The 21,797-nt window shown below is 62.9% G+C and carries 15 protein-coding genes; 11 read left to right on the plus strand and 4 right to left on the minus strand.

The features are described from left to right. The first annotated feature begins 18 nt into the window (after positions 1-18). Positions 19-3,618 (plus strand): indolepyruvate ferredoxin oxidoreductase family protein, encoded by a 3,600-nt coding sequence (locus tag BLQ92_RS35410; protein WP_090694510.1) that lies wholly within the window; start codon positions 19-21, stop codon positions 3,616-3,618. Positions 3,619-4,509: 891 nt separating this feature from the next. On the opposite strand, the gene BLQ92_RS35415 is transcribed toward BLQ92_RS35410, so the two are convergent. Next, on the minus strand, positions 4,510-6,792 hold the full coding sequence (locus BLQ92_RS35415) for an NADP-dependent malic enzyme (protein WP_090694514.1): 2,283 nt from the start codon (positions 6,790-6,792) through the stop codon (positions 4,510-4,512). 330 nt (positions 6,793-7,122) lie between these two features. Continuing rightward, entirely contained in the window at positions 7,123-8,388 is a 1,266-nt protein-coding gene (locus tag BLQ92_RS35420; RefSeq protein WP_090694597.1) for an MFS transporter, read from the minus strand. A 435-nt stretch (positions 8,389-8,823) separates the two neighbouring features. Between BLQ92_RS35420 and BLQ92_RS35425 the strand changes: the two genes are divergently transcribed. Beyond that, positions 8,824-9,510, plus strand: a complete 687-nt coding sequence (locus BLQ92_RS35425) for an orotate phosphoribosyltransferase (RefSeq protein ID WP_090694517.1) — start codon at positions 8,824-8,826, stop codon at positions 9,508-9,510. Positions 9,511-9,663: 153 nt separating this feature from the next. Here BLQ92_RS35425 and BLQ92_RS35430 read toward each other — a convergent pair whose 3' ends face one another. Continuing rightward, positions 9,664-10,353 carry a response regulator gene (locus BLQ92_RS35430; RefSeq protein ID WP_090694522.1) on the minus strand — a complete coding sequence of 230 codons (690 nt, stop codon included), beginning with the start codon at positions 10,351-10,353 and terminating at the stop codon, positions 9,664-9,666. Positions 10,354-10,676: 323 nt separating this feature from the next. Between BLQ92_RS35430 and BLQ92_RS35435 the strand changes: the two genes are divergently transcribed. The 5 genes from BLQ92_RS35435 to BLQ92_RS35455 all read left to right on the plus strand — a co-directional run bounded on the left by BLQ92_RS35435 (position 10,677) and on the right by BLQ92_RS35455 (position 16,642). After that, complete coding sequence (locus BLQ92_RS35435; RefSeq protein ID WP_090694526.1) at positions 10,677-11,279, plus strand: YbhB/YbcL family Raf kinase inhibitor-like protein; 603 nt, start codon at positions 10,677-10,679, stop codon at positions 11,277-11,279. Between the two features lie 226 nt (positions 11,280-11,505). After that, on the plus strand, positions 11,506-12,453 hold the full coding sequence (gene argC, locus BLQ92_RS35440) for an N-acetyl-gamma-glutamyl-phosphate reductase (protein ID WP_090694530.1): 948 nt from the start codon (positions 11,506-11,508) through the stop codon (positions 12,451-12,453). Between the two features lie 488 nt (positions 12,454-12,941). Next, on the plus strand, positions 12,942-14,366 hold the full coding sequence (locus tag BLQ92_RS35445) for a DUF2957 domain-containing protein (protein ID WP_090694534.1): 1,425 nt from the start codon (positions 12,942-12,944) through the stop codon (positions 14,364-14,366). A 73-nt stretch (positions 14,367-14,439) separates the two neighbouring features. Then, a complete protein-coding gene (locus BLQ92_RS35450) occupies positions 14,440-15,657 on the plus strand; it encodes a DUF2957 domain-containing protein (protein WP_090694540.1) in 1,218 nt (405 codons plus the stop codon). 160 nt (positions 15,658-15,817) lie between these two features. Further along, a complete protein-coding gene (locus BLQ92_RS35455) occupies positions 15,818-16,642 on the plus strand; it encodes an OmpW/AlkL family protein (protein WP_090694544.1) in 825 nt (274 codons plus the stop codon). Positions 16,643-16,859: 217 nt separating this feature from the next. Here the strand turns inward: BLQ92_RS35455 and BLQ92_RS35460 are convergent, their stop codons facing one another. Then, positions 16,860-17,729, minus strand: coding sequence for an NAD(P)-dependent oxidoreductase (locus tag BLQ92_RS35460; RefSeq protein WP_090694547.1), 870 nt, complete (start codon positions 17,727-17,729; stop codon positions 16,860-16,862). A 94-nt stretch (positions 17,730-17,823) separates the two neighbouring features. Here BLQ92_RS35460 and BLQ92_RS35465 point away from each other — a divergent pair, with 94 nt between their 5' ends. The 4 genes from BLQ92_RS35465 to BLQ92_RS35475 all read left to right on the plus strand — a co-directional run bounded on the left by BLQ92_RS35465 (position 17,824) and on the right by BLQ92_RS35475 (position 21,778). Beyond that, positions 17,824-18,570 (plus strand): Mut7-C RNAse domain-containing protein, encoded by a 747-nt coding sequence (locus tag BLQ92_RS35465; RefSeq protein WP_090694551.1) that lies wholly within the window; start codon positions 17,824-17,826, stop codon positions 18,568-18,570. Positions 18,571-18,680: 110 nt separating this feature from the next. After that, a complete protein-coding gene (locus tag BLQ92_RS35470) occupies positions 18,681-18,968 on the plus strand; it encodes a hypothetical protein (RefSeq protein WP_090694554.1) in 288 nt (95 codons plus the stop codon). An 892-nt stretch (positions 18,969-19,860) separates the two neighbouring features. Next, positions 19,861-20,016 carry a hypothetical protein gene (locus BLQ92_RS40330; RefSeq protein ID WP_175773353.1) on the plus strand — a complete coding sequence of 52 codons (156 nt, stop codon included), beginning with the start codon at positions 19,861-19,863 and terminating at the stop codon, positions 20,014-20,016. 97 nt (positions 20,017-20,113) lie between these two features. Continuing rightward, positions 20,114-21,778, plus strand: a complete 1,665-nt coding sequence (locus tag BLQ92_RS35475) for an Nramp family divalent metal transporter (protein ID WP_090694558.1) — start codon at positions 20,114-20,116, stop codon at positions 21,776-21,778. Positions 21,779-21,797: the final 19 nt, after the last annotated feature.

Consider the following 21,797-nt stretch of genomic DNA (forward strand, 5'->3'; position numbering starts at 1 on the left):
CTGGAGGAGTACAGACAAATGAATGCCCCGCTAGACGCTGGTCAACGAGCCTCGCTCGAAGCCGCGCTCAATTCCGTCACGCTCGACGACAAATACACGCTCGAACGCGGCCGCGCTTACATGAGCGGCATACAGGCCCTCGTGCGTCTGCCGATGTTGCAGCAGGAACGTGACAAAGCCGCAGGGCTCAATACCGCTGGTTTCATTTCCGGCTATCGCGGGTCTCCGCTGGGTGGTCTCGACCAGTCGCTGTGGAAGGCGAAGCAGCATCTCGCCGCACACCAGGTCGTGTTCCAGCCCGGCGTCAATGAAGACCTCGCCGCTACCGCCGTCTGGGGTTCGCAGCAGGTCAACCTGTATCCGAACGCCAAATACGACGGCGTGTTCTCGATGTGGTACGGCAAAGGCCCCGGCGTCGATCGCTCGGGTGACGTGCTGAAGCACGGCAATTCGGCCGGTTCGGCGCAACACGGCGGCGTGCTCGTGCTCGCCGGCGACGACCATGCAGCCAAGTCCTCGACGCTCGCGCACCAGTCCGAGCATATGTTCAAGGCTTGTGGCCTGCCGGTGCTGTTTCCGTCGAACGTCCAGGAATACCTCGACTTCGGTTTGCACGGCTGGGCCATGAGCCGCTATTCCGGCCTGTGGGTCGCGATGAAGTGCGTGACCGATGTGGTCGAATCGTCCGCTTCGGTGGATATCGATCCGCACCGCACGAAAATCGTCCTGCCGGAAGACTTCACCATGCCGGAAGGCGGCCTGAATATCCGCTGGCCCGATCCGCCGCTGGTTCAGGAAGCGCGCCTGCTCGACTACAAGTGGTACGCCGCGCTCGCCTACGTGCGCGCCAACAAGCTCGACCGCGTGGAGATCGATTCGCAAGAGGCGCGCTTCGGCATCATGACGGCCGGTAAGGCCTATCTCGACGTACGTCAGGCGCTCACCGACCTCGGCCTCGACGACGACACCTGCTCGCGCGTCGGCATTCGCCTGTACAAGGTGGGCTGCGTGTGGCCGCTCGAAGCGCAAGGCGCACATGCTTTCGCGCGTGGCCTCGAAGAAATTCTGGTGGTCGAAGAAAAACGCCAGATCCTCGAGTACGCGATCAAGGAAGAGCTGTACAACTGGCCGGACGCTCAACGTCCGCGCGTGTTCGGCAAGTTCGACGAGAAGGACGGCGCAGGCGGCGAATGGTCGGTGCCGATGGGCAACTGGCTACTGCCGGCGCACTATGAACTCTCGCCGGCGATTATCGCCAAGGCCATCGCCACGCGTCTGGAAAAGTTCGACCTGCCCGCCGATGTGCGTGCGCGCATTGCCACCCGCATTGCGGTGATCGAAGCGAAGGAAAAGGCGCTGGCCCGGCCGCGCGTCGAAGTCGAACGCAAGCCGTGGTTCTGCTCCGGCTGCCCGCACAACACCTCGACCAACGTGCCGGAAGGCTCGCGAGCCATGGCCGGGATCGGCTGTCACTATATGACGGTGTGGATGGACCGCAGCACCAGCACCTTCAGCCAGATGGGCGGCGAAGGCGTGGCGTGGATCGGCCAGGCGCCGTTCACCAACGACAAGCACGTGTTCGCCAACCTTGGCGACGGCACCTACTTCCACTCGGGGCTGCTCGCGATCCGCGCAGCGATCGCGTCGAAGGCGAACATCACCTACAAGATCCTGTATAACGACGCGGTTGCCATGACGGGCGGCCAGCCGGTCGATGGCGTGCTGACCGTGCCACAGATCACGCATCAGCTCGCTGCGGAAGGCGCCGCGAAGATCGTGATCGTCACCGACGAGCCGGAGAAGTACCACGCCAACGTCGGCCTCGCGCCGGGCATCACGATTCATCATCGCGACCAGCTCGACGAGGTGCAGCGCGAGCTGCGCGAGATCGCCGGCACCTCGATCCTGATCTACGACCAGACCTGCGCGACCGAAAAGCGCCGCCGTCGCAAACGCGGCACCTATCCGGATCCGGCGCGCCGCGTCGTGATCAACGAAGCCGTCTGCGAAGGCTGCGGCGACTGCTCGGTGAAGTCGAACTGCCTGTCGGTCGAGCCGCTCGATACCGAGTACGGCACCAAGCGCCAGATCAACCAGTCGACCTGCAACAAGGACTTCTCGTGCGCGAACGGCTTCTGCCCGAGCTTCGTTTCGGTCGAAGGCGGACAGTTGAAGAAGCCCAAGGCGTCGTCAGGCGCGAGCGGTGACGCGATGCCACCGGTGCCGACGCCGGATCTGCCGTCGATTGAGCGGCCTTACGGCGTGCTCGTGACAGGCGTGGGCGGTACGGGTGTCGTGACGATCGGCGCGCTGCTGGGTATGGCCGCGCACCTCGAGAGCAAGGGTGTGACGGTGCTGGACGTCACAGGCCTCGCGCAGAAGGGTGGCGCCGTGATGAGCCACGTGCAGATCGCGAACCAACCGGCCGACATCCACGCGACCCGCATCGCCATGGGCGAAGCGAGCCTCGTGATCGGCTGCGACGCGATCGTCACTGCCAGCGACGAATGCGTCTCGCGGATGCAGGTGGGCCGCACGCGCGTGGTGCTGAACAGCGCCCACACGCCGACCGCTGCGTTCATCAAGAACCCGAACTGGCAATTCCCGGGTGCCGATGCGGAGGCTGACGTGCGTGCAGGCGCGGGCGAAACAGGAGTCGACGCCATCGACGCCAACCATTTCGCCGTCGCGCTGCTCGGCGACGCGATTTACACGAACCCGTTCGTGCTGGGTTATGCGTGGCAAAAGGGCTGGGTGCCGCTGACCTACGAATCGCTGATGCGGGCGATCGAACTGAATGCGGTGCAGGTCGAGAAGAACCTCGCGGCCTTCGAATGGGGCCGCCGCGCAGCGCACGACCTCGCAGCCGTGCGCAAGATCGCCCAGTCGCAAGGCCGCACCGCGGCAACGGAAACCGCCAGCAGCAAGATCATCTCGCTGCACACGCCGAAGGCACTCGACACGCTGATCGACAAGCGCGCCGATTATCTGACCGCATGGCAAGACGAGGCTTACGCGGCACGCTATCGCGAACTGGTGGCGCAGGTGCGGGTGGCCGAATCGGCGCTCGATGTGGGCGACGGCCAGTTGCCGTTGACCGAGGCGGTGGCGAAGAACCTCCACAAGCTGATGGCCTACAAGGACGAGTATGAGGTCGCACGCCTGTATGCCGATCCGGCCTTCATGGAGAAGCTGAAGGCGAGTTTCGAGGGTGACTGGAAGGTCAACATCCACCTCGCGCCGCCTGCCTTCTCGAAGAAGGATGCCCACGGCCATCTGATCAAGAAGAAGTACGGGCCATGGATCCTCAGCGCCATGCGCGTGCTCGCGAAGCTCAAGTTCCTGCGCGGCACGGCGTTTGACGTGTTCGGCAAGACCGAAGAGCGCCGCACTGAGCGCGCGCTGATCGGCGAGTATGAAGGGCTGGTGAAGGAGCTGATCGGCGGCCTGAGCGTGCAGAAACATGCTCTTGCGGTCGAACTGGCGAATCTGCCCGACGGTATCCGTGGCTACGGACACGTGAAGGAAAACAACCTGAAGGGCGTGCGCGTGAAGTGGCGAGACTTGCTGGCGCGCTGGCGTGCGCCGCAGGACGGTCAGGCGCAACACGCCGCGTGATCGCGGCTTGCCTGCCCGGCATGCAGGCAAGCCACGCTCCTGGTGATGCGACCGGAGGCCGGTTGCTGAACTGAGCGCTCGCAGATGATGTAGTAGATGCAAATGGAAAAGGCGACTGCCCGTAAGGACAGCCGCCTTTTTTTGCCTGTGGCCCACGCGTATGGCTGATGCGTGAGAACGGGCGGTACTGCTACCACCACTACTACCACTAACAACACCAACACTACTTACAGCGACTACAAACAACAAATTACAGCTACAACCTCTACTACATAGTACTGCTTACTACAACTTCACCCATCAACTACTCACAACACACTACTGACTACCCTTCACTTACAACTACTGCTACCTCAACCATCTACAACCAAAACCACCACTAACCATCAGAACTTCAACTGCATTTACTTCAACTACCCACTACTCACCACAATACTGCTCACAACAACTACAACTACAACTTCAACTGCCTACTACCCTCAACCAACCACTTCAACACACACTTCAACTGCTTCTACTACCCGCTACCCACTTACCACCACCTACAGATACCGCCACTACGAAACCGGATGAAGCGCTGAGCCTGGAACGCGTCGAAGCATGTCAGCCAGAAGGGCGTCCCGTCGTCTATCGATGTGATGTGCCGCGCTTCAGAAGTAACTTTACAAATTCTCGACATCAGAACGAATAAGAGCATTCTTAAAGATCGCGCATCCGCTTAAGACTCCATCTCGACATGCCTTCGACTGACCGTTGCCGACGCGTCAAAACGCACAAGACATCGAGCAACACGCGCACATAAAAAAACGCCACGGAATCGGCTTCCGTGGCGTTTTACGTCCCATTGACGAGCGCCGCGTCGCGGCGCTGCATCAAGTACGACAGCGACAATTACTGCGCGTTAGCCCGCACCCGGGCATTCGCCGAAGCGACGGCCGTCATGTTGATGATCCGGCGCACGGTCGCAGCCGGCGTCAGGATATGCACCGGCTTCTCCGCGCCAAGCAGGAACGGTCCGACCGTCACGCCTTCGCCGCCGATCATCTTCAGCAGGTTGTACGTGATGTTTGCGGCTTCCACGTTCGGCATGATCAGCAGGTTGGCTTCGCCCGTGAGCGTCGTGCCCGGGAACGCAGCCTTGCGGACCATCTCCGACAAGGCGGCGTCACCGTGCATTTCGCCATCGATCTCAAGACCCGGCGCGCGTTGCGCGATCAGCTTGCGCGCTTCCGCCATGCGTTGCGACGAAGCCGACGGCACGCTGCCGAAATTCGAGTTCGACAGCAGTGCGACCTTCGGCGTAATCCCGAACTTCTCGATTTCGCGCGCGGCGAGCACGGTCATGTCGGCGAGCTGCTCCGCAGTTGGCACTTCGTTGATGTACGTATCGCAGATGAACAGGTTGCGGCCCGGCAGCATCAGCAGGTTCATCGCCGCCAGCGTCTCGACGTTTTCCGCCTTGCCCAGCACCTGCTCGACAAACTTCAGATGGCTCTGGTACGTGTCGATCATCCCGCAGATCATGCCGTCCGCGTCGCCCACACGCACGAGGAGCGCACCAATCAGCGTGTTGAACTTGCGCAGCGCGGCCTTCGCGACTTCCGGCGTCACGCCTTCACGCGCGCCGATCTCGTGATATTCCTGCCAGCACTTCTGGTAGCGCGGATCGTCTTCCGGATTGACGATCTCGAAGTCTTCGCCGCACTTGAGCTTCGAGCCCATCTTCTTCAGACGCATGTCGATCACTGCCGGACGGCCGACCAGAATCGGCTTGGCGATCTTCTCCAGCAGCACGAATTGCGCCGCGCGCAGCACGCGCTCGTCTTCACCTTCGGCAAACACGATGCGTGCCGGCGCCGACTTCGCCGCCGCGAACACCGGACGCATCACCATGCCGGTACGGTAGACGGTGGTGCCGAGTTCCTCGCGATACGCGTCCATGTCCTTGATCGGACGGGTCGCTACGCCCGAATCCATCGCCGCCTGCGCGACGGCCGGCGCGATCTTGATGATCAGGCGCGGGTCGAACGGCTTCGGGATCAGGTAGTCCGGGCCGAATTCGAGCGTGTGGCCTTCGTAGGCCTTCGCCACTTCATCGCCCTGGTCGGTTTCTTCGGCCAGTTCCGCAATGGCGCGCACGCAGGCGAGCTTCATTTCTTCCGTGATCGTCGTCGCGCCCACGTCGAGTGCGCCGCGGAAGATGAACGGGAAGCACAGCACGTTGTTGACCTGGTTCGGATAATCCGAACGGCCCGTGGCAATGATCGCGTCCGGGCGCACCTTCTTCGCTTCTTCCGGGCGGATTTCCGGTTCCGGGTTAGCCAGCGCAAGGATCAGCGGCTGGGTGCCCATTTCCACGACCATTTCCGGCTTCAGCACGCCGGCGCTCGAGCAGCCGAGAAACACGTCGGCGCCGCGGATCGCGTCGCCCAGCGTACGCGCGTCGGTGTTCGCCGCGTAGCGTTCCTTCGACGGGTCGAGATTGCCGCGGCCTTCGTAGATCACGCCCTTCGAATCGGCGACCAGCACGTTCTTCTTCGACAGGCCCAGGTGCACCAGCAGGTCCAGACAGGCAATCGCCGCGGCGCCCGCGCCCGAGCAGACCAGCTTCACTTCGTCGAGCTTCTTGCCGACCACTTTCAGGCCGTTCAGGATAGCCGCGGACGCGATGATCGCGGTGCCGTGCTGGTCATCGTGGAAGACCGGAATCTTCATGCGCTCGCGCAGCTTCTTCTCGATGTAGAAGCATTCCGGCGCCTTGATGTCTTCGAGGTTGATGCCGCCCAAGGTCGGCTCGAGCATCGCGATCGCATCGACCAGCTTGTCCGGATCGGTCTCGGACAGTTCGATATCGAACACGTCGATGCCGGCAAACTTCTTGAACAGACACCCCTTGCCTTCCATCACGGGCTTGGCGGCGAGCGGTCCAATGTTGCCGAGACCGAGCACGGCCGTGCCGTTCGTGATCACGCCGACGAGGTTGCCACGCGAGGTGTACTTCTGTGCGTCGAGCGGCTCATCGAAGATCGCCATGCAGGCTGCGGCGACACCCGGCGAGTACGCGAGCGAGAGGTCGAGCTGGTTCGATAGCGGCTTGGTCGGTGTGACCGAGATCTTGCCGGGCTTCGGATTCTGGTGATACGCGAGAGCGCTTTGCTTCAGTTGTTCGTCCATTTTCTGGCCTGCGAGACGTGAGTAATTGGGCGCGGCCCGCTTTGGGCCCGGCTCATGGTGCCGAGTGCCTCGCTTGCATGGATCGAATGGGTAATCGACTGCAGTGGTTTTCATCTGCGCCGGTTAGGCGCAGCGTCGAACCTGAGCGGTTGGCAGACGGTGCAGAGCTTTTGCGGGGGAGTTAGTGTACACCCCGCATGGGTCATTACGCGTAGCCTTTAGAGCCGCTAACCATCGGCGAAACAAGGACTTGCTATGCTGCGGCGCGTCATTGTGTAGCAGCGCCCAAAGCACCTCGCCTGAGTTCGCAGGACCGCGAAGCGCCTCAGGTCAATCCAGCGCAGCGCCACGGCGTTCGGGGATCAGGAACAGCGTCGTGAGAATGTCGAGCAGATAGATCGAGGCGAGCAGCGCGAGCGCGGCGCCGAACGAAAAACGTGCCGCCAGCGCGCCAACCGCGACCGGGCCGAAACCACCCACCGCGCGGCCAATGTTGAACAGCACGTTTTGCGCGGTAGCCCGTGCCTCCGTGGGATACAGTTCGGAGATCAGCGCGCCGTAGCCGCCGATCATGCCGTTGACGAACACACCCATCACGGCCCCGCCGATCAGCAGCGCGAATGGCGTACTCAGATGCGCATAGACAAACACCATCACCACCGCGCCGGCCTGGTAGAACAGGAAGGTCGGCTTGCGGCCGAAGCGGTCCGCGGCGATGCCGAACAACCAGATGCCGAGGGCCATGCCGAGAACGGTTGCGGAGGTCCACAAACCGGACTTGGTCAGCGAATAGCCAAAGGTCTTCGACAGATAGCTCGGCAGCCAGATCATCAGGCCGTAGTAGCCGAAGTTCTGCACGGAACAGAGAATCGCCACGCCGACGCTGGCGCGCGTGGTGCGCGCATCGGCAATCAGGCGCCGCAACGGCAGCTTGCGCGCGCCCGTATCTTGCCCGGCGCGCTTTAGTTGCCGCGCATGTTCCGCACGCTCGACGAACAGCGCCGGTTCCTCGACTTGCCGCCGCACGATGAACGACACCACCGCCGGCACCAGTCCGAGCGCAAACATGCCGCGCCAGCCAATCACCGGCAACAGCAGCGGCGTGAGCAACGCGGCGGCCAGCACGCCGAGTTGCCAGCCCAGCCCCACATACGACGAAACCCTCGCTCGCTTTGCGGCCGGCCAAGCCTCCGCGACCAGCGTCATGCCGATGCCGAACTCGCCGCCGAGTCCAAGCCCGGCAATCGTCCGGTAAGCCAGCAGGTCCGAGTAGCCCTGTGCCAGCGCGCACAACCCCGTGAACACCGCGAAGATCAGGATGGTCCACGTGAGCATGCGCACCCGGCCGAAATAGTCGCTCAACACGCCGAACACGATGCCGCCCGCCACGGCCCCAATCAGCGTCCAGGTGACGAGCGAGCCGGCCTGGGTGGACGACAGGTGCAGGTCGACGGCAATCACCGGCAGCATGAAACCGAGGATCAGCAGGTCGAAGCCGTCCATCGCATAGCCGAGCACCGCGGCGAGCAGCGCCCGGCCGGCGTAGCCGCGCTGCGCGGAGGCGCGGGAGGACGTGGAGGAAGAGGCGACAGTCATCGAAAGCATCCCGTAGGGCGCGGCCACGCTGACGAGATCGGCGCCGGGGCCGCCCGGCCCTGAAAATTCGCGTGAGTGTAATCGGCGCCCGCGTGGGCCACAAGCAAACCAAAAAGGCCACCGCCGCGCACAGTGCGGCGCCCCGCCGGCCCAAGGCCCGCGCCTGCGCCGGCCCGTCCCCTGCGCCCTGCCCCAGCGCCGTGCCCGCCCCGCGGTCTCGCCGCCGCTATCGCCGTCATCACGGGTTTTCACGCACGACAGCCTCCTCGGAAGTGTCCGAATCGGGTAAAATATCGGGCTACGCGCGTAGCAAACCCGGCCTGCACTCCACTGACCGGCTACGTATTCCGCCCATCAGGCGCGGAATACCCCGCTTGCTGCGCCACCGGGCCCTATGCGCCCGCGCCCTCCCCGCTCTCACCCAAGGATCCGCCCATGACAGGCTTCGATCGCCAGACGATCTCCGACACGACCGCCAAGATGCTGCTGGAAGTGCAAGCAGTTCACTTCAACGCGGAAAAACCGTACATCTTCACGTCCGGCTGGGCGAGCCCGGTGTATATCGACTGCCGCAAGCTGATCTCGTATCCGCGCGTGCGCCGTGGCCTGATGGAAATGGCCGAGGCCACCATCCTGCGCGATGTCGGCTACGAGCAGATCGACGCGGTCGCCGGTGGCGAAACCGCCGGCATCCCGTTCGCGGCATGGCTCTCCGACCGCCTGATGGTGCCGATGCAATACGTGCGCAAGAAGCCGAAGGGTTTCGGCCGTAACGCGCAGATCGAAGGCCTGCTGACCGAAGGCCAGCGCGTCCTGCTGGTGGAGGACCTGACCACCGACAGCCGCAGCAAGATCAACTTCATCAACGCGCTGCGCACCGCCGGCGCGACGGTGAACCACTGCTTCGTGCTGTTCCACTACAACATCTTCAAGGAAAGCGTGTCGGTGCTGAAAGACATCGACGTCGATCTGCACGCGCTTGCCACGTGGTGGGATGTGCTGCGCGTCGCTAAGGAAAACGGCTACTTCGACACGAAGACGCTCGACGAAGTCGAGAAATTCCTGCACGCACCGGCTGAGTGGTCGGCTGCGCACGGCGGCGCGACGTCGTCGCCGCAGTAAGCGCGCGGTTTGCACTCAAGCATGCTGGGTACAACCGCAGCTTAGGCCATATGCTCCGGTCTTAGCCCACGCGGCTGTTCAGTAAAAAGGGCTGCCTGTCCACAAGACAGGCAGCCCTTTTTTATGCTGCAGACTTACCGAAGCGCAGCAGCGCTATGACGGATCGCCCAACTCCCCGGCGGAGCTCGACGACAGATTCGACAGACCATTGCTCTGTGCATATTGAAACAGCTCGGAATCGCGATCAAGGCCGAGCTTGCGCATAGCGGTGTTCTTCTGCGTACTGATGGTCTTGATGCTGCGGTTCAACTGCTCCGAGATTTCCTTGATCGTCATGCCGGAGACGAACAGCCGCACCACCTCCAGTTCGCGCTTCGACAGGATCACCTCGTCGCTCTTACCGCCTGCATTCATGCGCAGCGTCTCGAGCGAGGCTTTGACCGACGGGCTCATGTATTCGAGATTGCGGCTGACGTGCTGAACCGCGAGCCCGATATGGCTCAGATCGTCCGCCTTGTTGACCACCGAGTTCACCCCGAGCTCGCTCAGCCGCTTGAGCAGCGCGGCATTCTCGAGCATCGTCAGAACGACGATAGGCAGATTGGGGAAATTGCGCCGTAAATAGCCGATCAGCGGCAGACCATCGCCGTACTGCCCGCCGGGCATTGCGAGGTCGGTCACCAGCACGTCGCAAGGAACGGTCTGCAAGACTTTGATGAGTTCCGTTGACTGGCGTGCGCGCGCAACCACCTCGATGCCGGGAAACTTGAGCAGCGCGTGCTCCGCGCCGAACAAAATCACCGGATGGTCATCGGCCACGACGACCCTGACTGGATCTGGCATTGCTCTCCCTTCGCCTGATGACACGCTCTCCGAAACTTCAGCTATGCATCATTCTAAAATTCTGGGTTCTAAATGGGGACTGCTTGCGTCTCGATGACGGGCGCAATTCATCCGACTATAGCCGATTTCACCGTGCCACGGCCTGTCAGAGCGCACCTCCAAGCCCGCATAGCGCAAATGTTAATCTTGATTCGACCTCGGGTGACAAAATAGGGACAATAATGAACGTGAGGATGACCGTTCACGATCCCTGCGCAAGAACCTTGCATAGGACCGGAGTAAGTGCCCAGCACTAAGTCCGTTCGACAATGGAGAATCGGCACATGCGCCCGCGTTGCCTGGTCGTTTCGCTTACTTCGCCCCGCTCCCGAATATCGCCTTTTGCCATCGCGACGCTCAGTCTCGCGCTCACGGTCATCCACGGGCCGCGCGCGCTCGCCGAGGGGCCGTTTGCGCTCACGAGCACGAGCTTCCATGATGGCGGCAACGTCGACGCCGCCCAGGTTTTCGACCAGGACGATTGCAAGGGCTCGAACCGTTCGCCCGAGCTTTCCTGGCACGATGCGCCGGCCGGCACCCGCAGTTTTGCCGTGACCGTATTCGATCCGGATGCGCCGGGCCCTGGCTGGTGGCACTGGGCCGTCGCGCAGATCCCTGCCAATGTCACCCGCTTACCCGAAAATGCCAGCGCTTCGGGCTATCTGAAGAAGCTCGGCGCCGTCGAAGCCCGTAACGACTTCGATATCGACGGCTATGGCGGCCCGTGTCCGCCAGCCGGCAAGCCGCATCGCTACGTCATCACCGTGTATGCGCTGAACACCACCGATCTACGGCTCGCCCAGGGCCGGCCGGCACTCATGTTCGATCACGAGATCGGCACGGCGACCCTCGGCACGGCGCGCATGGTAGTGAACTACGGCCGCTAGGACGCGCAACGGTCCGCGCCGGCTTCCGGGCGCGCTCCCGCCCCCGCATCGGCCAACCCACCGTCAACGGATGGCATCTGCAGCATAAAAGCGTCATCGCACTGTCATTTAGACGGCGCAAGGTCGATTTTCATCGATGTTTGCGCACGCATGCCGTCATCCGGTCTTAAAATGACGTTCCGGCGCACTGCAGCGCCTCCGTATTCCCGTAGCCAGTGAGAGTGAGATGAGCACGAAAGTATTTGTCGACGGACAGGAAGGCACGACCGGCCTGAAGATTTTCGAATACCTGTCGCAACGCGCCGACGTAGAGATCCTGCGTATCGAAGAAGCGAAGCGCAAGGACATCGAGGAACGCCGTCGTCTCATCAACGCATCGGACGTCACGTTCCTGTGCTTGCCGGATGTCGCCTCGCGCGAATCGGCTTCGCTCGTCGAGAACGACCGCACTGTGCTGATCGACGCGAGCACGGCGTTTCGCACCAGTGCGGACTGGGCCTACGGTCTGCCGGAACTGGCTCACTCGCAACGCGAACGGCTGCGCACCGCCAGGCGCATCGCCGTGCCGGGCTGTCACGCGTCGGCCTTCGTGCTGGCCATGCGCCCGCTCGTCGAAGCAGGCGTGGTCGCAGCGGACTTCGCCGCGCACAGCTACTCGATCACCGGCTACAGCGGCGGCGGCAAGAAGATGATTGCCGACTACGAAGCGGGCGGTAACGACCGCCTGAAGAGCCCGCGCCCCTATGCGCTGGGTCTCACGCACAAGCACCTGCCGGAAATGGCGGCTCATACCGGCCTGAACTCGGCGCCGGTATTCACGCCGATCGTCGGCCCCTTCTACAAGGGTCTCGCTGTCACGACCTACTTCTCGCCGAGCCAGCTGGCGAAGAAGGCCACGCCGCAAGACGTGCTGGCCCTGTTCGCCGAATACTACGCGGGCGAAGCATTCGTGCGCGTAGCCCCGTTCAATGCTGAAGCGAACCTCGACGACGGCTTCTTCGACGTGCAGGCGAACAACGATACCAATCGCGTCGACCTGTTCGTGTTCGGCAACGAAGAGCGCTTCGTCACCGTCGCGCGTCTCGACAACCTGGGCAAGGGCGCATCGGGCGCCGCCATCCAGTGCATGAACCTCGCGATCGGCACGGCCGAAGACTGCGGATTGAAACGCTAACGCCCTCCCGCCGGACGGCGCATTGCCGTCCTTCAGCATAAAAAGCCGGTTTTCATAAGCCGGCTTTTTTTGTTTCAAATGCGCGCTTGAAAAGTTTCATTGCGCATACCTAATAAGTATTAATCCCAATTACTTCCAAACAGAAACTCGCCGTTATTCACCAATCGGTAAATCGTGCACCAGCGCGATTCGATGTGCATAGATTGCAGCCTAGGGAAACACCCGATTTTTTGGCGAACGGTCGTTCGCAGATGATAGAGCCATTTTGCCCTGAGCCTTGACTGGCAAGCGTGTGCGGCAAAGCAACGTTGCCGCCCCTACTATTGAAAATTCGTTTTCTGTTTAAAAGGCTCGCCAACCTCGCAGTAGCCTGAGTCGCGCGTTTCCAAAGCTGTTTGAATCGACCTTTTTAGACGGTTCTGTCAATTGACACGCCTTAATCGTGCAGCGAAATTACTTCGCACAATTACAGAAAGGGAGACAGCAGCATGTGGGACGCCATAAACAGAGGCCTCGCATTGGCCCTTATCTCAGCCCCTTTGTTGATCGGCTGCGGCGGCGGCAACGCCGGCAATCCTGGTGCCGTCAACACCGCGCAATGTTCCGGATCGAGTTGCCCCGCCGAGGGTCCGCCGAGCTCAGGCACAGTGGCTTCGCTGTGCCCGGCGACCGCCGACATCGGCAATACCACCTATCTGGGCGGCGCCGGCAGCGGCGAAGTGATCAGCCTCAACATCAACGCCACAGCGATGACGTACACGCTGACATGGCTCGAATCGCCCATTCCGCTGGCAACCGGCACCGTGACGCCGACCCGCGCGGGGGTGCAGATCACCGGCGCGGTGGTGCATCCACCGGCAGGCACGCTACCCACGGCTGAACAGACCCGCTGCGCGTTCGTGCTGACGCCCGGCACAGGCTCAGGACCTAATGGCTCCTACAGCACCGCCGCAGACTTCAACTCCGCCAATCCGCCGACGATCTTCGTCGGCAACGGCGTGGCGGGCGGCGGCATTCCCGGCGCAACGGTCCAGTTCAGCGGATTGACGATCGTCGTCTATCAGAATGTCGGCCAGGTGCCGAACCGTCATTTCGACTTCTACCCGTTCCTCGGCTTCGCCAGCACGACGACAGACATCACCAAGCTGCCGGGCACCTATAACAGCCTGCTGTATCACCTGACCCCGTCCGGCAACTACGCAACCGTCGGCACCAACAGCATCGAAACCTTCGACGCGAGCGGCACCTGTACGTCCACCAACACCCCCAACCCCAACTACTCGCCCAATGCCGGCGGCTGCCTGACCACGGGCAATCCGTACACGCTAGACAGCAACGGCTATTTCGACAGCACCCAGGCGCCGCAGATCGTCGCCCAGACCTCGCTGCCGCTGGTCGGGCAAACCGGCAAGTCGGGTGTCGCGCACATGATTCTCGGCCAGTTGAACGGCGCGACCGTCCCGCTCGTCGTGCGCACGGGCAACGTCAACCTCGGCACCGGTGCGCTGCATAGCGGCGCCCAGGTCGACGACGAATCCGGCATCGCGCTGCTCACCCAAGCCACGCCGCTCGCTTCGGGCGGCTTCGACGGCGGCTACGTCGGTGCGGATTCGAACTTCAACTACACCGCCACGCTCATCAACGGCGCGACAGGCACCTTCGTCAATCCGGAAACATCGAGTGCGGAGGAAGGCTTCGGCCTGACCTACGGCCTCGCGACCCCGGGGCTGGTTGGCGTCACCGCGACGAATCCCAGCACCGGCGCCGTCAGTACCGGCTATGCGATCGCCGGCGGCGGCCTGTACGCGATCCTGGTCCAGGGGCAGGTCTACAACGGCGTGGTGTCGACGTCGGCTAATTCGACCACCTCCAACAGCCCGTACTTCGGCGTCGGCGCACAGGTCAACAAGTAAAGAGACAGCAGATTCGGGAGATGGCCGGACCGGGAGCCGGCCTCTACAACGAGAACATTCTGGAGGGGGCAGTATGAAATGGAAATTCCTCGCGGCATTGGCTTTGACCGCGCCCTTGGTGACGGCGTGCAGCGGCGGCGGCAGCAGTTCGCCGGCGCCGGTGGTCCAGGCCCTGTGCCCCACCACGCTTGACTACAGCACGGTCTACACCGGTGGCGGAGGCGACGGTGAACTGGTCAAGCTGCAGCTCAATACAACCCAGATGACCTGGCAGATCAGCTATATCGAATCGCCGATTCCGGCGACCACCGGCACCGTCACGCCTACCCGGGCGGGCACGACCGTCAGCGGCACCCTGACCCAGGTCACGCAACTGCCGACCGCGAAGCTCAACCAGTGCGCGTATCAGTTGAACGGCGCGAGCCTCGATCCGAACCGCCCGGCACGCGTGTTCGTCGGCGAAGGCGTCGCGGGCGGCACGATTCCCGGCGCGCAGATCCAGTTCGGTGGCGTGCTCGGTGTGGGCGCGGTACCGGACACGACCTTCCCGTACTACCCGTTCATCGGCTTCTCGTCGATTGAGACGAACATCGCGAACGTGGCCGGCACCTACAACCAGCTCGGCTATCACCAGGTGCCCTCGCAGAACTTCCTGCCGGTCGCGGTGGACACGAAGATCACGATCAATGCCGACGGCACCTGGACCGAGTGCGATAACTCGGGCATCAACGCGGGCAAGTGCCAGCAACCCGGCACTAACTTCGTACAGTCGTCCGACCAAAGCGGCGCGTTCGAAACCGATAACTTCCAGGGCCAGGCCAAGCCGACGCTCGCCGCCACGCCAGCAGCCAAGGGCTTCATGATCGTCGGCAAGCTGCGCGGCCAGCTAGTGCCGATTCTGGTGCGCACCGGCGTTGCCAATCCGGCGGCCCTGCTAGCCGACGATGAGTCGGGGATCTCGATTCTCGCGCCGCAGTCCCCGGTCGCGGTGAACTCGCAGAACGGCGAGTACATCGGCGTGGACAGCCAGTTCGACTACCGCACGACGGCGCTCGAAGGCACCGAGGCCACGCTGCTCGATCCGTTCAACGCGTCGCAGGCATCGCTGACCACGGCGCTGAATCTGGACTTCACCGAGGCGGTGCCGGGCGAAGTGACCACCACCCAGGTGGGCGCCTCGACGGGCACCACGCCGACCGGAAAGATGATCTTCACGGGCGGCATCTTCGGCTACCTCGATCTGACGACGCCCGCATCGCCTTACTTCACGATCGGCGCGTTCGTCCAGTAATGGACGCGGCCAACACCGTCACTACGTAACGAGGCAACCGCTCCCCGGTTACTGCGCATGCAGCACGCGCAGCCGCCGGGGGCCGCCAGGTACGCGCCGGCCATGCGGGATCGAACCCCGCCGCCGCGCGTAGCAGGGCTGCCCACCCAGGAGGAACGTCATGAAAAGAATACTCATTGCGGCGCTGGCCATGTGCCTGTCGCTCAGCGCCTACGCGCAGCACGCCGGCGACAACGTCGCGGTGCTCGGCTGGTTCCACGTAGCGCCGCAGGATTCGAGCACGCCGCTCACGACCAATGTCGCGCCGACCCCGATCAACACGCCGTTGCGTCTGCCGAACTCGTTTACCTCGGCGGGCACGAGCTTGTCGACCAGCAACGCGAATACCGTCGGCCTCGTCTTCACCCACTTCCTCACCGACCACATCGCGGTTAGCTCGGTCGCGGGCGTACCGCCAGTGTTCAAGCTCTACGGTCACGGCACGATCATGCCGCCCGGACCGGCAGGCGCGCTCGGCAGTCAGAATATCGGCGATCCGTCGAGCAATCCGATCGTGAAGAGCGTGCGTCAATGGAGCCCGGCGGCGATCCTGCAGTACTACTTCAACAAGCCGGATGCGAAATTCCGGCCGTTCCTCGGTCTCGGGGTGTCGTACAACTGGTTCTCCGACATTCAGTTGAATCCGAACTTTGTCACGGCGACCCAGAACAACCTCGGCTCGGTGCTGGCCGCCGGCGCCGGCAAGCCGGGCACGACCCAGGTCTCGGCCAAGGCGTCGTCGTCATGGCAACCGGTGTTCAATGCGGGCGCCGAGTACAACATCACGAATCACTGGGGGATCGTGGCCTCGGTCACGTATATCCCGCTGAAGACCACCTCGTCGACGATCATCAAGGCGGCCGACGGAACGGTGCTCTCGGTGAGCAAGGCGGAACTGAAGGCGGATCCGATCATCTCGTTCCTCGCCGTTTCGTACCGGTTCTGATGCGTGAGGACGCGTGCCGGTGTGTAGAACCGGCGAAATCGTTAGACGAAAAAAAGCCCGCCTACTTGGGCGGGCTGAATCCATATCAGAGGAGACATGGAGGAGACAAGACGAACTATAGCAAAGCGTTTGGTGCGGCGCAACATCCGAATTAGGGTTGACCCTCGATGTTGCGTTTACACAACATTACAGCTTTAGGTGATTGATCAGGAAATTTTCAACGCCCCGCCCGGCGCGCCGACACTTCGCCCAGCACCGCAAAGTCTTTCTCCCCGTCGCCATGGGCGATCGCATCGATCAGGCTATCGCGCACCAGGCTCGCCACCGGCAGCGGCGTGGATACGGCATCGGCGGCGGCCAGCGCGAGCCGCACATCCTTCAGACCCAGCCGCGCCTTGAACAGGGCCGGCTCATAGCGCCGCTCGGCGATCAGCTTGCCGTAGCCCTGATAGACCGGGCCGGGAAACATACCCGCCGTCACCACATCGAGAAAATCCTGCGTCGCGACACCGTGCCCCGTGAGCAGGCTTGCTGCCTCGCCAAGGGTTTCGACCGCGGCCGCCAGCATGAAATTGGCCGCCAGCTTCATCACATTCGCCTGTTGCGGCAGCGAACCGATGCGCCACGTCTTCTGGCCAATCGCATCGAGCACCGGTTGCACGCGCTCGATCGCCTCCGCGGGACCGGCCGCGATAATCGTCAGCTTGCCCGCCGCCGCGACGTCCGGGCGGCCCAGCACCGGCGCGGCCACGTAGTGCAGGCCGCGCGCCGCGTGCGCGTGAGCCAGTTCTTCAGCCAGGGCGACCGAGATCGTCGCCATGTTCACGTGAATCAGACCGCGCGGAGCCTGCTCCAGCAACGCGGCGTCGACCACCGCGCGCAGCGCCGTGTCGTCGGCCAGCATCGAAAAAACCGCGTCGCCTGCAAACGCTTCGGCCGGTGAGTCCACCACCTTTGCACCTGCTGCGGCAAACGGCTGCGCCCGTTCGCGCGAGCGGTTCCAGACGCGTACGGTGTGGCCCGCTTTCAGCATGTTTTGAACCATGGCGACACCCATCTCGCCGAGTCCGATAAAACCGATGTCCATCTCTTGCTCCACTCTTCAAGGGAAGATGAAGTAGAGCATAGCCCTGCTGCGCCTGCTGGCAGCGTGCCACGCGACACGGTGCGATACTGATGAGATGGTCACCGCGACTTTCCGCTTCTACGAGGAACTGAACGACTTTCTCGCCCGGCCGCTGCGCCGGCGCGCGTTCAGTTGTGCGTGCGCGCCCGCGGCAACCGCCAAGCACATGATCGAAGCGCTCGGCGTGCCGCATACCGAAGTCGAACTGATTCTGGTGAACGGCGAGTCGGTCGGCTTCGAACGGCAACTGGCGGACGGCGACCGCGTGGCGGTCTATCCGAAGTTCGAGGCGCTCGATATCCAGCCGCTGCTGCGCGTGCGCGAACGGCCGTTGCGGGTCATGCGCTTTATCGCCGACGCCCATCTCGGCGGCCTCGCCCAACTGCTCCGACTGGCCGGCTTCGACACGCTCTACGACAACCACTACCCTGATGCCGATATCGAGGTGCTCGCGGCCGCCGAACAGCGGATCGTGCTCACACGCGACCGCGAACTGCTCAAACGACGCACCATCACGCACGGTTGCTACGTGCGCACGCTCAAACCCAAGGCGCAATTGCGCGAGATTTTCGACCGGCTCGATCTGGCCGGCAGCGCCCAGCCGTTTCGTTTGTGCCTCACCTGCAACGCGCCGCTGCGGCGCATTCCGAAGGACGAAGTGGCTGACCGCGCGCCGCCTGGCGTACTCGAGCGGCACGCGCAATTTGTGACCTGCGACGTGTGCCGGCGGGTGTTCTGGGAGGGCACTCATTGGCAGCGGATGCGCGCCTTGATGGACAGCATGGCGGGCGAGCGTGCTTGAACCCACGGCCCACCCGGAGCACCGTTTGCGGCCAGCGGACCCCGCACCTGGCTGGCGAGCCGGCGCGATGCGTACAATGCGGGATTACCTATCATGCAGAGGCTTTCCGTATGGCGATGAAAAAAACCGACCTTGAGAAGAACAAGGCCCTCAAACTGACCAATTCGATGAAGCTGGCGACCGCCGACCGCTTCGGCAAGGCATCCGCCGCGGCGCCCGTGCTCGACCGCCGCGAACAACGCAAGCTCGACCAGGCACAGGGACTCGTGCCGTTCGCCTGCAAGCTCAACGCCGACCTCGTCGAAAAGCTGAAGGAACGCGCGGCTGCGCATCCTGAAGGCATGACCGGGTTGCTCACCGAAGTCATCAACCGCGGTCTCGCAGCCGACGCGTCGTAACGCTGCCCGGCGCCCGCACGTCAGACCCGACTCAAGCGGGCCGAGCGAGGCGAGGTTCGACGCGACGCTGCGCCGTGCCTCACCTCACCCGCCGGTCCAAGCCGCGAATTGCTACGCAGTGCTGATTCGATGCCTTGAACATAGGCATCCCCTCACGACAATCCCCTATCCCGAACAGGCCTTCTGCGCCCTGGCATCCCCTTCCTATAGCGCTCCGGTCCCTACACACAGGACTCTTGAGCAAGCCGCTTACGGCCGAGCGAAAGAAATTTTCGGATTGGTAAGAATTCTCGTTGACTTGCCTTCATGGGCGCGCCTAAACTTCGCACGTTCTAACAAAAGGGGCAAATGCCTTGGACAGTTGTAGTTGTCGATCTTCGATCTATATCTCTGCCTGACAGGCAGGACGTCCCGCGCTATAGCCCTTTTCTAGCCGCCGTCTTGCCAGCCAGGCAGACGGTGCGCGTCGCAGTACTTCGCAGCAGTCACTCCTAGTACTTCTCCGTGCCCATTCACTGATATCGCTCTTGCGGTACGCGTCTTTTCGCGCGTGCTGTTTGCGCTTTCAGCGCCACAGGCTCGCGCCTGCGGTGCTGCTCGTTCACGCCTTTCGTCAGCTTCGCCTTGACCGGCGTGTGGATCAACACACCTGCGCATTTGCGCAAAGGAGGCCGTCATGCCTGACAGTGACTCTAGTCCCTCTTCTCACTCTTGCCGCTCCAGCGGCAATTCCGAGCTTCACGTGGGCAGCCATCGCGCTGCGTCACGCATCGCCTGACCCAAAGTCTGCCGCGTTCCTCCGGCCGCACCGCCTTCTCGAGGCGGGCCGCCCGCGAAACAGCCAGGCCGGCTTGTCAGGCTCTGTTTCAACGGGTTCACCGGAGGATTCACCATGCACTTCGCACTCCTTGTTTCACAACTGCCGCACGTCGAAGAAGCACGCAACCACTACAACGACATGCTTTCGCTGCAGCCGCGCCACTACGCACAGCGCGCCGTCGCTGCGTTGCGCGCCGCCCTGCAGACGCTAAAGGCCATCGCGCCCTGAGCGGCGCGATTCATCGCGGCCGTCCGGAACACAACCTCCATCCGCAAACACCGGACGGAGCGCGAGACTCGACAACCCAACCATCGGGAGAACTCACATGTCCACGTCATCGAACGTTTCACCACCACGTCCCGCCGTGCTCGAACGCAGCGCGGTCCTCGACTCGGCGCACCTCGGCGACATCAAAGGCGCCTTCGGCACGATTGCGCGCCACGATACCGCCCCGCGCACCAACTGGTTCGCACGCCTACGCACGCTGCTCGCGATCCTCGGCCCCGGCCTGATCGTGATGGTCGGCGACAACGATGCCGGCGCCTTCGGCACCTACACGCAAGCGGGCCAGAACTACGGCACCACTCTGCTGTGGACGCTCCTTCTCCTGATTCCCGTCCTGTTCGTGAATCAGGAGATGGTGCTCCGCCTCGGCGCAGTCACGGGCGTCGGTCATGCCCGGCTGATCTTCGAGCGCTTCGGCAAGTTCTGGGGCGCGTTTAGCGTAATCGACCTGTTCATTCTGAATGCGCTCACACTCGTCACCGAGTTCATCGGCATCACCTTCGCGCTCGATTATCTCGGCGTGCCGAAGGTACCCGGCGTGGTGATCGCCGCACTCCTGACCGGAGCAGCCGTGAGCACCGGCAACTTCAGAAGGTTCGAGCGCTTCGCCTTGGTCCTCTGCCTGCTGAGCCTGTTGCTGGTGCCGGTGCTGGTGTCGATTCACCCGCCGGTCAGCCAGATCACGCGCGACTTCTTCATCCCTAACTGGCCCGCGAATTCGAAGCTGAGCGATGTGATGCTGCTCGTGATCGGCATCGTCGGCACGACGGTCGCTCCGTGGCAACTGTTCTTCCAGCAAAGCTATGTGGTCGACAAGCGCATTACGCCGCGCTTCATGAAATACGAAAAGGCCGACCTGTGGATCGGTATCGCCTTCGTGATGATCGGCGCGGTCGCGATGATCGCGTTCTGCGCGGCGCTGTTCTCAGGCCGCCCGGAATTCGGCAACTTCACGGATGCCGGCGGCGTGATCGTCGGACTCGACAAGTATGTCGGCAAGTGGCCTGCGGTGATTTTCGCCGTCGCGCTGCTGGACGCGTGCATCATCGGTGCGGCTGCGGTCTCGCTCTCGACCGCCTATGCGATCGGCGACGTCTTCAAGATCCGCCATTCGCTGCATCGTGGCGTAGGCGAGGCGAAGGGCTTCTACTTCGTGTACTTCGGCATCATCGCCTTCGCCGCGGCGCTCGTGCTGATTCCGGGCAGCCCGCTCGGTCTGCTGACTGAAGCGGTGCAAACGCTGGCTGGCGTGCTGCTGCCGAGCGCCACGGTGTTCCTGCTGCTGTTGTGCAACGATCGCGCGGTGCTCGGTCCGTGGGTCAACTCGATGAAGCTGAACATCTTCACGGGCGCCGTGATCTGGGTGCTGGTGATGCTCTCGATCATCCTGACGGCTTCGGTGATGTACCCGGATATCACCGGCGAGACGATCCTCGAAGTGCTGGCCGGCGGCACGCTGCTGGCGATCGTGGCGGCAACGGTGCTGTTCCTGGTGCGCAAGCGTGGCGTCAACGCATGGGCCGATGCCCTCACGGCCTCGCTGCAGAAAGAGTCGCGCGACACGTGGCGCATGCCGCCGCTCGTGGACCTGCCGCCGCCCAACCTGACATTGAGCAAGCGCGTGTGGATGGGGGTGCTGCGCGGCTACCTGATCGTGGCCGTTGCGCTGGTGCTGGTGAAGGTCGTCCAGGTGGCGTTTCACTAAACCATGAAAAAAGGCCAGA

Origin of the sequence: Paraburkholderia phenazinium (assembly GCF_900100735.1) — a bacterium.
Classification (GTDB): domain Bacteria; phylum Pseudomonadota; class Gammaproteobacteria; order Burkholderiales; family Burkholderiaceae; genus Paraburkholderia; species Paraburkholderia phenazinia.

Coding starts and splice junctions, on each gene's coding strand:
- BLQ92_RS35410 (WP_090694510.1), top strand. CDS start 19: ATGAATGCCCCGCTAGACGCTGGTCAACGAGCCTCGCTCGAAGCCGCG.
- BLQ92_RS35415 (WP_090694514.1), bottom strand. CDS start 6,792: ATGGACGAACAACTGAAGCAAAGCGCTCTCGCGTATCACCAGAATCCG.
- BLQ92_RS35420 (WP_090694597.1), bottom strand. CDS start 8,388: ATGACTGTCGCCTCTTCCTCCACGTCCTCCCGCGCCTCCGCGCAGCGC.
- BLQ92_RS35425 (WP_090694517.1), top strand. CDS start 8,824: ATGACAGGCTTCGATCGCCAGACGATCTCCGACACGACCGCCAAGATG.
- BLQ92_RS35430 (WP_090694522.1), bottom strand. CDS start 10,353: ATGCCAGATCCAGTCAGGGTCGTCGTGGCCGATGACCATCCGGTGATT.
- BLQ92_RS35435 (WP_090694526.1), top strand. CDS start 10,677: ATGCGCCCGCGTTGCCTGGTCGTTTCGCTTACTTCGCCCCGCTCCCGA.
- argC (WP_090694530.1), top strand. CDS start 11,506: ATGAGCACGAAAGTATTTGTCGACGGACAGGAAGGCACGACCGGCCTG.
- BLQ92_RS35445 (WP_090694534.1), top strand. CDS start 12,942: ATGTGGGACGCCATAAACAGAGGCCTCGCATTGGCCCTTATCTCAGCC.
- BLQ92_RS35450 (WP_090694540.1), top strand. CDS start 14,440: ATGAAATGGAAATTCCTCGCGGCATTGGCTTTGACCGCGCCCTTGGTG.
- BLQ92_RS35455 (WP_090694544.1), top strand. CDS start 15,818: ATGAAAAGAATACTCATTGCGGCGCTGGCCATGTGCCTGTCGCTCAGC.
- BLQ92_RS35460 (WP_090694547.1), bottom strand. CDS start 17,729: ATGGACATCGGTTTTATCGGACTCGGCGAGATGGGTGTCGCCATGGTT.
- BLQ92_RS35465 (WP_090694551.1), top strand. CDS start 17,824: ATGGTCACCGCGACTTTCCGCTTCTACGAGGAACTGAACGACTTTCTC.
- BLQ92_RS35470 (WP_090694554.1), top strand. CDS start 18,681: ATGGCGATGAAAAAAACCGACCTTGAGAAGAACAAGGCCCTCAAACTG.
- BLQ92_RS40330 (WP_175773353.1), top strand. CDS start 19,861: ATGCACTTCGCACTCCTTGTTTCACAACTGCCGCACGTCGAAGAAGCA.
- BLQ92_RS35475 (WP_090694558.1), top strand. CDS start 20,114: ATGTCCACGTCATCGAACGTTTCACCACCACGTCCCGCCGTGCTCGAA.